General features: G+C 73.0%; 12 protein-coding genes. 9 read left to right on the top strand and 3 right to left on the bottom strand.

From position 1 onward, the window contains the following. Positions 1-75: 75 nt before the first annotated feature. Positions 76-357 (bottom strand): nickel-binding protein, encoded by a 282-nt coding sequence (locus tag ABZX10_RS15990; protein ID WP_355541657.1) that lies wholly within the window; start codon positions 355-357, stop codon positions 76-78. Between the two features lie 136 nt (positions 358-493). Between ABZX10_RS15990 and ABZX10_RS15985 the strand changes: the two genes are divergently transcribed. Then, positions 494-3,064, top strand: a complete 2,571-nt coding sequence (locus ABZX10_RS15985; protein WP_355541654.1) for an AAA family ATPase — start codon at positions 494-496, stop codon at positions 3,062-3,064. Positions 3,065-3,165: 101 nt separating this feature from the next. Beyond that, complete coding sequence (locus ABZX10_RS15980) at positions 3,166-3,672, top strand: hypothetical protein (RefSeq protein WP_355541651.1); 507 nt, start codon at positions 3,166-3,168, stop codon at positions 3,670-3,672. A 50-nt stretch (positions 3,673-3,722) separates the two neighbouring features. Here ABZX10_RS15980 and ABZX10_RS15975 read toward each other — a convergent pair whose 3' ends face one another. After that, positions 3,723-4,802, bottom strand: coding sequence for an AbrB family transcriptional regulator (locus tag ABZX10_RS15975; protein ID WP_355541648.1), 1,080 nt, complete (start codon positions 4,800-4,802; stop codon positions 3,723-3,725). A 74-nt stretch (positions 4,803-4,876) separates the two neighbouring features. Between ABZX10_RS15975 and ABZX10_RS15970 the strand changes: the two genes are divergently transcribed. Continuing rightward, positions 4,877-5,290 carry a MarR family transcriptional regulator gene (locus ABZX10_RS15970; RefSeq protein ID WP_355541645.1) on the top strand — a complete coding sequence of 138 codons (414 nt, stop codon included), beginning with the start codon at positions 4,877-4,879 and terminating at the stop codon, positions 5,288-5,290. A 4-nt stretch (positions 5,291-5,294) separates the two neighbouring features. On the opposite strand, the gene ABZX10_RS15965 is transcribed toward ABZX10_RS15970, so the two are convergent. After that, on the bottom strand, positions 5,295-5,951 hold the full coding sequence (locus tag ABZX10_RS15965) for a Fic family protein (RefSeq protein ID WP_355541642.1): 657 nt from the start codon (positions 5,949-5,951) through the stop codon (positions 5,295-5,297). Positions 5,952-6,041: 90 nt separating this feature from the next. Between ABZX10_RS15965 and menD the strand changes: the two genes are divergently transcribed. From menD to ABZX10_RS15935, 6 genes are read left to right on the top strand one after another with little or no spacing between them, the layout of a single operon-like run. Beyond that, positions 6,042-7,679, top strand: a complete 1,638-nt coding sequence (gene menD / locus ABZX10_RS15960) for a 2-succinyl-5-enolpyruvyl-6-hydroxy-3-cyclohexene-1-carboxylic-acid synthase (RefSeq protein WP_355541639.1) — start codon at positions 6,042-6,044, stop codon at positions 7,677-7,679. Next, positions 7,676-8,143, top strand: coding sequence for a DUF3592 domain-containing protein (locus ABZX10_RS15955; RefSeq protein ID WP_355541636.1), 468 nt, complete (start codon positions 7,676-7,678; stop codon positions 8,141-8,143). The genes menD and ABZX10_RS15955 overlap by 4 nt, the downstream gene beginning before the upstream one ends. 37 nt (positions 8,144-8,180) lie before the next feature. Continuing rightward, a complete protein-coding gene (locus ABZX10_RS15950) occupies positions 8,181-9,335 on the top strand; it encodes a glycosyltransferase family 1 protein (RefSeq protein ID WP_355541633.1) in 1,155 nt (384 codons plus the stop codon). Positions 9,336-9,345: 10 nt separating this feature from the next. Further along, positions 9,346-10,035, top strand: coding sequence for a demethylmenaquinone methyltransferase (locus tag ABZX10_RS15945; protein ID WP_355541630.1), 690 nt, complete (start codon positions 9,346-9,348; stop codon positions 10,033-10,035). Between the two features lie 4 nt (positions 10,036-10,039). Next, positions 10,040-11,032, top strand: coding sequence for a polyprenyl synthetase family protein (locus ABZX10_RS15940; protein WP_355541627.1), 993 nt, complete (start codon positions 10,040-10,042; stop codon positions 11,030-11,032). Positions 11,033-11,041: 9 nt separating this feature from the next. Next, entirely contained in the window at positions 11,042-11,902 is an 861-nt protein-coding gene (locus ABZX10_RS15935; RefSeq protein ID WP_355541624.1) for a M48 family metalloprotease, read from the top strand. Positions 11,903-12,031 lie beyond the last annotated feature (129 nt).

Genomic DNA, 12,031 nt, shown 5'->3' with positions numbered 1-12,031 from the left:
CAATGTTAGCAGTGTTCGCGGGGGAGGGGGCTCACCCGTCCCACCGCGGATCGGCGCGCGGTGGGACGCGGGGGCCTACGGCGCTGTCCGGGGACCGAATTCGGCGCCCACCTCAGTGACGGTGGTGCACGGGAAGCCCGCTCGCCGTGAGTGCTCGCGGATCGTCGCCTCGCTGTCCGCCTGGTGGACGCAGTACACCTTGTCGCCCGCGGCGTAGCTCGTGATCCAGCGATAGGGCACGCCGAGCGATTCGGCGGTCGTGTTCGATGTGGCGGCGATCTCCGCGAGCGCCGCATCGTCGAGCGCGCCCGCGCCGGGAAGGTCCCGCTCGATGACGAAGGTCTTCATGGTGGTCATGGTGTTCTCCTAGCTTCGGGTTTTCGAACTCCTTCACCATCCGGCCGGACGGGCCCGCAGACATCGGGAGAACCTCCCCATCTCTGCGGCGCCGGGGATCTTGTTCGCCGGTCACCGGCGCGCGTACATTCGGCCGGTGGAGCTCATCGAACGCGACGACGACCTGTCGGTGCTGGTCGCGCACGCCGCCCGGGCGCGTGCGGGCGAGGGCAGTATGGTGCTCGTCACGGGCGAGGCGGGCGCCGGGAAATCGTCGCTGCTCGAGGAGTTCGCGTCCGGTGATCACGGCCTGCGGGTGGTGTGGGGCGCGTGCGATCCGCTGGGTACGCCCCGTCCGCTCGGGCCGCTGTTCGACGTGGCGGCAGCGCTCGGCGAGCCGACCCGGGCCGCGCTGACGAGCGCGGAACACGCCTATCAGATCTTCGACGCCGTGGCGGCCGATCTCGCGCGCGAGGCCACCCTCCTGATCATCGACGACGCCCACTGGGCGGACCAGGGCACCACGGACCTGCTGCGACACCTCCTCCGGCGGATCCGGCGGATCAGTGCGCTCGTCGTCGTCGGAGCGCGGAGCGGTGAGTCGGCCGACGTGGTGCGGCTCCTCTCGGGCGACATCGCCCGGACTGCGGGATCGGCGTCCATCGCGGTTCGGCCGCTCTCCGCGCGGGGCGTCGCGCAGCTGGTCGGTGAGCTGCCGCTCGACCCGCAGGTCCTGCACCGCGTCACCGCGGGGAACGCCTTCTTCGTGACCCAGATGATCGAGCATCAGGGGCAGACCCTGCCCGCGACGGTGCGCGACGCCGTTCTCGCGCGGACCGTCGGACTCCCCGCCGCGTGCTGGGAGGTCATGAACCTCCTGGCGTGCGCACCGGGGCCGCTGAGCGACGCCGTCCTGGGCCCGCTCGGGGTATCGACCGAGGCTCTCCGCAGGCTGGACGAGTTGCATCTGATCCACCGGACCGGGCGCGGCATCGCGTTCCGGCACGATCTGTGCCGACTGGCGGTGCTCGAGGTGATCCCGCCGGGCGCCGAGCCGCAGTTGCATCGCCGGCTGCTCGCCGCCTACGACGGCGTCGGTGGCACCGACCCCGTCATCGTGGCCCATCACGCGGCCGCGGCGGGCGACCGCGAGCGGCTGCGGATCGCGACGATCGACGCTGCGCGCTACTGCGCCAGGTCGGGCGCGCACAGGCAGAGCGCGGAGTTCTATCGCATGGCGCTCGATGCGGGCGCCGTCGGCGGACCGGACTCGGACGATGCGGAACTCCTGGAGGCGCTCGCCGCCGAGTGCTACCTGATCGACCGGCTGGACGAGGCTGTGGACGCGGGCGAGCGCGCGCTCGCTGCGCGTCGCGCGGCGCGGGACGAGGAGGGGATGCGCTCGGCGCACAACGCGCTCGCGGTCTACCACTGGTACAACGCCGACCGGACGACGGCGGACGACCACGTGCGGGCAGCAGTCGGTGACGGCGACGACACCTCCGACTCGGTGCACCGGGGCCATGCGTTCGCGATGAGCGCGTTTCTGGCGATGCAATCCTCGCAGGTGGACGATGCGCGGGAGGCGCTGCGCCACGCCGACGCGATCGCCCGCGCGTGCGGATCCGTCGAACTCGCCGCGCGCGTATCGATCATCAGCGGGGTGTGCGACGTGCTGACGGAGAGGTCGTCGGCGCGCGACGCCGTGCTCGACCTGCTCGCGCACGGCCCCGAGCACCTCGACGAGATCTACTCGAGCGGCTACAGCAACCTCGGTGCCCTGGACGTGGAGCAGCGACGGCTCCCCGAGGCGGCGGAGCTCCTCGGCCGCGCCATCGAGATGACTCTCGAACGGGACCTGCCCGTGTGCCGCGTGTGGCAGGTCGGCTCGCGCGGCAGGTTGGCCCTGATCACGGGGGACTGGCCTGCCGCAGTAGCGGACTCGTCGACGGTGCTCGACGGACCGGGAGCCCCACTCGCGCGGATCTGGCCGTCGCTGGTACGCGGACTGGTCTCCGTGCGGTCGACGGGCCTGCCCGCGCCGGAGCTGGACACCGCATGGGAGCTGGCGGCGCGGTACGGCGAGCCCCTCCGGGTGCTCCCAGCGGCCTCCGCATTGACCGAGCAACAGTGGCTGACCGGCATTCCCGATCCACGGGTCGGCGCCGTGGCCGAGTTGCTGGACCGGTACGGCGCCGCCGGGACGCAGTGGGCGCTCGGCGATCTCGCGCTCTGGGCTCGCCGGGCCGGCGGCACCGGCGAGCCCGCCGGTGTGGTAGCCGGGCCGTACCGCTCGTGGCTCGACGGCGACATCGCGGGGGCCGCCCTCGAGTTCGGGCGCATCGGCGCCGTCTACGACGCGGCGGTGGCATCGGTCGAGAGCGGCGGGGATCGCGCGGTCGCCGCGGGCCTGACATCGCTCGACGGGCTCGGCGCGTTCGCGGTGGCCGACAAGCTGCGCCGGGACCTGCGGGCCGGCGGCGCGACGGTGGTGCCCGCACGCCGACGTCGGTCGACGTTGGCGAACGCGGCCGGGCTGACCAGCAGGCAGCAGGAGGTCCTCGGCCTGCTCGCGGAGGGCTTGACGAACGACGAGCTCGCGAGCCGGCTGTTCCTCTCGGCGAAGACGGTGGACCACCACGTATCGGCGATCCTCACCAGGCTCGGCGTGGTGAACCGGCGCGACGCGGTCCGGCGTGGGCGCGAATTGGGGGTGATCGACCCGTAGGGAAGATGGGGGACCGCTCCCGATGAGTCCACAGCCGCGCCCGGCGAAGGTGGACGTCGTCGGCCGGATGGTCGGCACTGCCTTCCCATCAAGGAGCGACCATGAATTCCCTCACCCGACGTGCACTGTCCACGCTGATCGCGGCCGGCGCCGTTGCTGCCCTCACCGGTCCCGCGGTGGCCGTCGCCGCGCCCGCTGCGACGGGTGCGGTGCTGACCGTGTCGGCGCCGAACCGGTTCAACATCCACGTCCGCATCGAGGGCGTCTTCCGGATGAGCGTCGAGGATGCGAAGACGATCATCAGGTACATGAACGACCACCGTGCAGGTGGCGTGACCTACACGCTCCGCGGGGACGACCCCGGCACCGACGACGCCGTGCTGTTCGAGCGGTTCGCCGGGGGAACCGGTACCTACCCGGGTGGGGAGCTGGTGGTCGTGGGGGAGGGCCTGCACTACCTCCGGGAAATGGATGTGCCACGGCAGTACCTGAACGAGGACGACGGCCCCTTCGACTTCACCGACGAGGTGTACGCCCAGGTGCATCTTGCCTACGCGACGGGCGGCGACCGGTTCGCGACGAGCAACGTGGCCGTTCGGCAGTTCTGATCCGGCCGGTGGGGGCGGCGCACCTCGTCGTGCGTGGCGCGCCGCCCGCGTCACAAGCCGATGCCGACGCGGGCCTCGTCGTCGCGACGGGAGCGGCGACGCTGGAAGCCGCGGGCCGCCGCGGGGGCGAGGAAGAGCATGAGCAGCACGCGGATCAGCTGCGCCGCGACGACGAAGGTGATGTCCACGTTCGACGACGCGGCCACGGCGAGCACCGCGTAGATCCCGCCCGGCGTGGTCGCGAGGTAGCCGTCGAGGGTGGAGACGCCGGTCATCGCGGACAGGGCGAAACCGAGACCGGCGCAGCCGATCCCGACTCCGACGATGAGCAGGATCGCCCACGGGAGCAGGCGGGCCATCGACCGCAGCGACTCCCGGGTGAAGCCCACGCCGGCCTGCCAGCCGATCACCAGGTACCCGGCCATCACGAGGAGCCCCGGCACCGTCGCCCCGGCGGCGACACCCGACAGCGACAGCGCGGCGGAGGTGACCAGCGGGCCGAGGAGTCCGCCCGCGGGGAGGCGGGTCGCCAACCCGACGGCGAGCCCGCCGCCCACGCAGATCGCCGTGAACCCGAGGTCGAACCACCACGGCCGGCTCGGGCCGGACTCCGCGACCGACGCGCCGGGGACGTGCGGGTACAGCGCCGCGACCAGCGGTAGCGAGACGGTGACCAGGCCCACGCGCAGGTACTGGACCACGGCGACCGTCTTCTCGTCGCCGCCCAGTTCCCGGGCGATCGCGACCAATCCCGACGCGCCGCCCGCGACCAGCGCGAGCGAGCCGGTGATCGAATCCGTGTCCCGGTGCCGGCCGAGCAGTGCTCCGGCGCCCACGGAGAGCACGAGGGTGGCGAATCCGACCAGCAGCGCGGCCGGCCACCGCGATCCGAGCGCCGCGATGGTGTGCGCCTGCATGAGCGTGCCGATGTAGGCGCCGAGCACGCCCTGCGCCGCGAGCTGCACCGGCCGCGGGATCGGCCCCGGCGCCCGCCCGAACAGTGCCGCGGCCACCGCGCACACCAGCGCCGCGAACAGCGGGGCGCTGGGCACGCCGGCGGCGAGGAGCGCCGCGGAGAGCGCGCAGGAGGCGACGATCAGACCGGCCCACCTCGTCAGTTCGCTGCGCATGACAACAAGTATCTGCGTGATAAATGCGCTATGCAACTCGCAAAATGCACAAAAGTGTGAAGTAAACTCTTGCTATGTCCGATGTCAGCGAACTCCGGTACGGCGTGCACTCCCTGAGCCGGGAGATCCGTGCGCACCGCCGGCCCGGACCGTTCACCGAGACCCAGTACCTCATCCTCGGCAGCCTCGACCGCGACGGTCCGGCGACCCCGGCCGACCTCGGTGAGGCCCTGCACGTGCGCTCGCAGACCCTCACCCCCGCGCTCAACGCCCTCACCGACGCGGGCCTCGTGGGACGGCGCCGGGACGAGGCGGACCGTCGGCGGCAGTACGTGGAGCTCACCGCCGCGGGGCGCACCGTCATAGAGGAGGACCGCGCGACCCGCAACGCATGGCTCGAGGCCGCCATGGCCGAGCGGCTCACCCCGCTCGAACGCGACGTGCTCCTGCTCGCCGGTCCCGTGCTGGCGAAGCTGGCCGGTGGCTAGTGGGCTACGCGCCGATCGGCACGATCCCGTCCCGGCGCAGCAGGTTCTTCACGCCGTCGTCCTCGCCGAACAGATAGGCGCGAGCGAGCAGGTCGTTGAAGGCGTCGGCGACGGCGGGGTCGGTGTCGGAGACCGGCACCACCAGGAGCAGGCCTGTCTCCGCGTGGAGCAACAGGTGGTTCGCGGAGAACAGGGCGGTGCGCTTGTTGCCGTCCTCGAAGGGCTGAGCCCGCGCGACGCCCACGAACAGCGACAGCGCCGACTCGATCGGATCCGCACCGGCCGTGAGCATCGCGACGAGGTCCTGCAGTCCCGCGTCGGTGAGGGCCTCGGGGGAGTGCCGGCCGTACCGGGTGCGCACGCCGATCTGCTGGTCGTCGGTCCGCAGCTCGCCGGGGTGCAAGGCGCCGCTGCGGGTGAGGCGTGCATTGATGGCGCGGACGAACGCCGCATCGGTCGAGCGGCGCGCTTGGTCGAGGATGAACGAGGCCGCGTCGCGCAGGTCCTCCAGCAGGGCGAGATCGGCGCGCGAGGTGATCCCCTCGACACTGCCTGAACGGAGGAAGTTCTCCGTGTCGAGACGGCCGGTCGACAGCCCGTCGAAGACCTTGCCGGACGAATACACGACGCGCGCGAGGTCGGCGACGGTGATCGCGGTCATCCTCTGTTCCCTCCTCGCGACGTCCCGCAACGACGGTACGTCAGGTGCCGGGAGCCGAGCGAGCGCGAATGCGGTCGTAAGGTGGTGCGCATGCAGAAGCCGCCCAATCCGTCCACGCTGCAGGCGCGCGTGATCGTGGACGAGCTGGTGCGCGGCGGCGTCACCGACGTGGTCCTGTGCCCCGGCTCGCGCAACGCGCCGCTCGCGTTCGCGGTCCACGCCGCGGACCGGCGCGGCGAGCTGCGGCTGCACGTGCGGATCGACGAACGGACCGCGGGCTTCCTCGCCGTCGGCCTGGCCGCCGCGAGCCGACGCCCCGTGCCGGTCATCATGACCTCCGGCACCGCCGTCGCGAACCTCTCGCCGGCGGTCTTCGAGGCCAACTACGCCCGGGTGCCGCTGCTCGTGATCAGCGCGAATCGCCCCTACGAGCTGCTCGGATCCGGTGCCAACCAGACCGTCGAGCAGTTCGGCATCTTCGGCACGCAGGTGCGCGCGGCCCTGAGCCTCGGTCTCGCCGAGCCCGGCCTCGACCGCAACTCGCAGTGGCGCAGCGCCGTCTGCCGCGCGCTCGCTGCGGCCCGCGGCGCCCGCACCGGCAACGCGGGTCCCGTCCAGTTCGACATCCCGCTCCGCGAGCCCCTCGTGCCCGACGACCCGTCGCCCGCCCTCGCGCAGGGCAGGCCCGACGGTGGGCCGTGGACCGTCGCGCCCGTCGCCACCCTCGACGTGCCGCTACCGATCGACCTGACGCCGGACACCGTCGTCGTCTCCGGACACGGGGCGGGGGAGAACCCCGCCCTCGCTGGCCTGCCGACGGTCGCCGAGCCGACCGCGCCGCAGGCGGCGAACCCGCTGCATCCGTGGGCGCTGTCGGCGCTGAAGCCCAGGCAGGCCATCATCTGCGGCCGCCCGACCCTGCACCGCGAGGTGAGCGCCCTGCTCGCCGACCCGGAGGTCACCGTCTACGCCGTGACGACCGGGCCGCGCTGGCCCGACGTGTCCGGCAACGTCGCCGCGACGGGGACGCGCGTCGTGCCCGTCGGCGAGCCCGATCCGGTCTGGCTGCAGCGCTGCGCCGACGCCGACGCAGCGGCCCGCGAGGCCGTCGCGCAGGGCCTGGCGGACGGCCCGGTGACCGGCCTGCACGTCGCGCGGGCCGTGTGCGCGGCGCTGCGCCCCGGCGACCAGCTGGTGGTCGGCGCGTCGAACCCCGTCCGCGATGTGGCGCTCGCCGGGCACGTGCCCGACGGCGTGCGCGTGCTGTCCAACCGGGGCGTCGCCGGGATCGACGGCACCGTCAGCACCGCGATCGGCGCCGCACTCGCCCACCCGGACCGGCGCACCGTCGCGCTGATGGGCGACCTGACCTTCGTGCACGACGCGTCCGGGCTGCTCATCGGCCCCGAGGAGCCCCGGCCCGACAACCTCACCGTCGTGGTCGCCAACGACAACGGGGGCGGCATCTTCAACCTGCTCGAACAGGGCGAGGAGCGCTACTCCGGGGAGGAGTACGACGGTGCCGCCGCCCGGGTGTTCGGCACGCCCCACGGCACGGACATCGAGGCGCTGTGCGCGGCGTACGGGACGGCGTACCGTCGGGCGTCCCTGGACGACCTGGGATGGGAACCGGACGGACTGCGGGTCGTCGAGGTCCGGACCGAGCGGGCCGGGCTCCGGGCCCTGCACGCGGGGATGCGCGCGCGGATCCCGGGCGGGCGAGCGTGAGCCGCACGGCGCTGCGCCGGGTGCAGCTGGTGCTGCTGTCGGCGGCGATCCTCATCACCGGGCTGTGCGTGGTCCTCGTCGCGGCGGCCTGGCGCGACGACCGCACCATCGACGCCGACCGCGGCACCGCCACCGCGGAGGTGCTCTCCGCGGGCCCCCGGCGCTCGACGATCAGCTTCTACACGACCGACGGCGTCAACCACAATCCTGCGCTGGGCGTGCTCTACCCCAGCGAGCTGTCGGTGGGCGACCGGATCCAGGTCGAGTACAGCCGGTCGGACCCGGAGCTGGTCCGGGTGGCCGGACGGTCCGCCGTGGTCGCGGTCGTGCCCGCGGCATCCGTCGCCGCAGGGACCTGGCTGGTGATCGGGGCGATCATGGTGCTGCTCGCCGTCGGCCATCGTCGCGGCGACGGATCCCGGCCCGAGAGTTCACCTGACGTTCCGCGCACCGTCGACCCTTAGGCTCCGGCACGGCCCTCGTGCACGACACACTCGTCACGTGCGTATCGCGATCGTGGCCGAGTCCTTCCTGCCGAACGTCAACGGGGTCACCAACTCCGTGCTCCGCGTCCTCGAACACTGCCGCCGGACGGGGAGCGAAGCGATCGTGATCGCGCCGGATTCGGTGCCCGGCGAGGAACCCGCGCCACTCGAGCACCTCGGGTTCCCCGTGTACCGGGTGCCGGCGCGGATGCTGCCGCGGATCTCGTCGTTGCCGATCGGGCAGCCGAACATGCGGATCCTCGACGTGCTCCGCGCGTTCGAGCCCGACGTGGTGCACCTCGCCTCGCCCTACTTCCTGGGCGCGGGCGGCCTGGCCGCGGCCAAGCGCCTGGGCATCCCCACCGTCGCGATCTTCCAGACCGATGTCGCCGGGTTCGCCGGCTCCTACGGGCTGGGGCCGCTGGAGCGGGCCGCGTGGTGGTGGACCCGGCAGATGCACAAGCAGTGCGACCTCACCCTGGCGCCGTCGAGCGCGTCCGTGGCCGATCTCGAGGCGCATCGCATCCCGCGCGTGAAGACCTGGGCCCGGGGCGTCGACGGTGAGCGGTTCGCCCCGTCGCACCGCAGCGCCTCGCTGCGCGCCGCCTGGCTGGGGGACCGGCCGGACCGGATGGTCGTCGGGTTCGTCGGGCGGCTCGCCGCGGAGAAGCACGTCGAGCGGCTCGCCGGGCTGGCGGGGCGCGACGACGTGCAGCTGGTCATCGTGGGCGACGGGCCGGAACGTCCGCGGCTCGAGAAGGTGCTGCCGGGTGCCGTGTTCACCGGGCAGCTGGGCGGCGCGGAGCTGGGTGCGGCCTACGCCTCGCTCGACGTGTTCGTGCACGCCGGCGAGCACGAGACCTTCTGCCAGGCCGTCCAGGAGGCGCTCGCATCGGGCGTACCGTCGATCGCGCCGGACCAGGGCGGCCCGCGCGACCTGGTCGCGCACTGCCGTAACGGTTACCTGCTGCCCGTCGCCGAGTTCGCCGACCTGCTGCCCGGCGTGATCGACACCCTGGCCGATCCCGCGCTGCGCGCCCGGTTCGGCGAGGCCGCCCGCAAGTCGGTCCTCGCGCGCACCTGGCCCGCGCTGTGCGACCAGCTGTTCGCGCACTACGCGAGCGTGATCGCCGGACCTGCGACGAATCGTGGCGTCCGCGCGGTCGTGTAGCTTTCGGGTCATGGCAAGGGCCTCCCTGGACAAGAAACCCGGCGACGTCGCGTCGATGTTCGACGGTGTCGCGCGCCGCTACGACCGGACGAACACGCTCATGACGGGCGGGTTGGACCGGTACTGGCGCGCCCGTACCCGGCGTGCGCTCGACCTCAAGCCGGGGGACCGCGTCCTCGACCTCGCCGCCGGGACGGGCGTCTCGACGGTGGACCTCGCCCGGTCCGGCGCGTGGGTCGCGGCGTGCGACTTCTCGACGGGGATGCTCAAGGCCGGTGCGTTCCGGCGCGTGCCGATGGTCGCGGGTGACGCGATGGCGCTGCCGCTGGCGGACGACTCCTTCGACGCGGCGACCATCTCCTTCGGGCTGCGCAACGTCCAGGACACCGTCGCGGGCCTGCGCGAGATGGCCCGCGTGGTGCGGCCCGGCGGCCGGCTCGTGGTGTGCGAGTTCTCCACGCCGACCAACGGCGCCTTCCGCGCGCTGTACGAGAAGGTCGCGCTGGAGGCGATCCAGGTGGTGGCGAAGGGATCGTCGAATCCGGAGGCCTACACCTACCTCGCGGAGTCGATCCGGAACTGGCCGGCGCAGGCCGACCTCGCGGCGCTGGTCCGCGAGGCGGGCTGGGGCGACGCGTCCTGGACGAACCTGACGGGCGGCATCGTCGCACTGCACACCGCGACCCGCCCGCTAGGCTGAACCCGTGGAGAAGACGGTAGCCGGGGTCTCACTGGGGTCCGACGAGTTCGCGGCCGGGATCCGCGCGGATCTGGCCCGCGTGGAGCAGGTCATCGCGGACGGCATCGCCGAGGCCGACGGGTGCGTGATCGAGGAGGCCCTGCACCTGTTCCAGGCCGGCGGCAAGCGGTTCCGGCCCATGTTCACGGTCCTCTCCGGCCGGATCGGCGGTTCGCCGTCCGAGGAGGTGATCACCGCCGCGGCCGCGATGGAGCTCACCCACCTCGCAACGCTGTACCACGACGACGTGATGGACGAGGCGGACACGCGCCGCGGCGCACCGTCGGCCAACGCGCGGTGGGGCAACTCGATCGCGATCCTGGCGGGCGACTACCTGTTCGCGCGCGCCTCCGCGTACGGCGCGGACCTCGGTCCCCGGGCCGTGGGAGTGATCGCGAAGTGCTTCGGCGAGCTCGTCACCGGGCAGATGCTCGAGCTCAAGGGCGCCGGCGAGGGCGATCCGGTGCAGCACTACCTCGACACCATCTGGGGCAAGACCGGCAGCCTCATCGCCACGTGCGGCCTGCTCGGCGCGCTGCACGGCGGCGCGGACGAGGAGACGGCGCAGCGGATGTACCGCATCGGCGCCGCGATCGGCATGGCCTTCCAGATCAGCGACGACATCATCGACATCAGCTCGATCGCCACGGAGTCCGGCAAGACGCCCGGCACGGACCTGCGCGAGGGCGTGTTCACCCTGCCGGTGCACTACGCGCTGCGCGACTCCGGGCCGGAGGCCGACCGGCTGCGCGAGATCCTCGTCGGCCCCGTCACCGACGATGCCCTGGTCGACGAGGCCATCGAGCTCCTCGGCCGCTCCGCCGGCATGAAGGAGGCCCAGGCCGTGCTCGCGCGGTACGCGGACGAGGCCCGCGCCGAGCTCGCCGCGCTGCCCGAGTCCGAGCCGCGCGCCTCGCTCGAATCCCTCGTCACCTTCACGGTCGCCCGCCTGGGCTGAGGTCTGCGCGTGCTGGGCCCCCGGAGCCGTACCGGGAATCTGATCCGCACCGCGCTGTTGCTGGCGCTGGTCGCGGGTTTCGTGATGGCCAGCGGCGCGATCTTCGGGCGCACCACCTTCCTGCTGTCGATCGTCCTGGCCGCCGGGGTCTGCGCCTACCTGTACGTCAGCGGACCGTCGTTGCCCCTGCGCGCGATGCACGCCCGGCGGGTGTCCGAGCTGCAGCAACCCGCGCTGTTCCGGCTGGTCCGCGAGCTGTCCACCTCCGCGCGGCTGCCGATGCCCGCGGTGTACGTCTCCCCGACCGCGGCACCCAACGTCCTCGCCGCCGGCCACGGGCCGTCGCACGCGGCGGTGTGCGTCACCGTCGGGCTGCTCGAGCTGCTGCCGGAGGACGAGCTGCGCGCGGTGCTCGCACACCAGCTCGCGCGGATCGGCGCCCGGGACACCCTGACGGCCTCGGTCGCCGGCGCGCTCGGCGCCGTGATCTGCGGGTTCGCCGGGTTCGGGTATCTGCTGGGGTTCGGCGACGGGGGATCACGGCGCAGCCGGGTCGTCGACGCGATGCTGTCGGTGCTCGCCCCGATCGCCGGTGCGCTGATCCGGCTCGGTGTCTCGCGGACCGTCGACTACCGCGCCGACCATTCCGCGGCACTGCTCACGGGCGCGCCGTCCAGTCTGATCCGCGCCCTGCGCGCCGTGTCCGACGGTGCCGCGCGCGCCCCCCTGCCGCCTGAACCGGACCTCGCCGTACACGCCGACACGATGCTCGTGTACCCGTTCCTCGACGGCGACCGCCTCGGTCGCGTCTTCCGCACCCAGCCGCCGGTGGAGCGGCGGGTCGAGCGCCTGGAGGCGCTGACCGCGTAGCCGGTTCGACGGTGCGGTGTCTGGTGGGTTCGGCGGCGTGTGGTGGGGGACCGGTCGCCGAGTGGGGGACATTCGAGCCCCTGCCGGCGGAACGGCGTCTGGTGTGGGGTGGAACGCCTGGTGGGGGAA

This window comes from Tsukamurella sp. NPDC003166, assembly GCF_040611135.1.
Taxonomy (GTDB): Bacteria; Actinomycetota; Actinomycetes; order Mycobacteriales; family Mycobacteriaceae; genus Tsukamurella.
The sequence above is the reverse complement of the archived record's forward strand: the minus strand, read 5'-3'. Positions and strand labels throughout refer to the sequence as shown.

Coding starts and splice junctions, on each gene's coding strand:
- ABZX10_RS15990 (WP_355541657.1), bottom strand. CDS start 357: ATGACCACCATGAAGACCTTCGTCATCGAGCGGGACCTTCCCGGCGCG.
- ABZX10_RS15980 (WP_355541651.1), top strand. CDS start 3,166: ATGAATTCCCTCACCCGACGTGCACTGTCCACGCTGATCGCGGCCGGC.
- ABZX10_RS15975 (WP_355541648.1), bottom strand. CDS start 4,802: ATGCGCAGCGAACTGACGAGGTGGGCCGGTCTGATCGTCGCCTCCTGC.
- ABZX10_RS15970 (WP_355541645.1), top strand. CDS start 4,877: ATGTCCGATGTCAGCGAACTCCGGTACGGCGTGCACTCCCTGAGCCGG.
- ABZX10_RS15965 (WP_355541642.1), bottom strand. CDS start 5,951: ATGACCGCGATCACCGTCGCCGACCTCGCGCGCGTCGTGTATTCGTCC.
- menD (WP_355541639.1), top strand. CDS start 6,042: ATGCAGAAGCCGCCCAATCCGTCCACGCTGCAGGCGCGCGTGATCGTG.
- ABZX10_RS15945 (WP_355541630.1), top strand. CDS start 9,346: ATGGCAAGGGCCTCCCTGGACAAGAAACCCGGCGACGTCGCGTCGATG.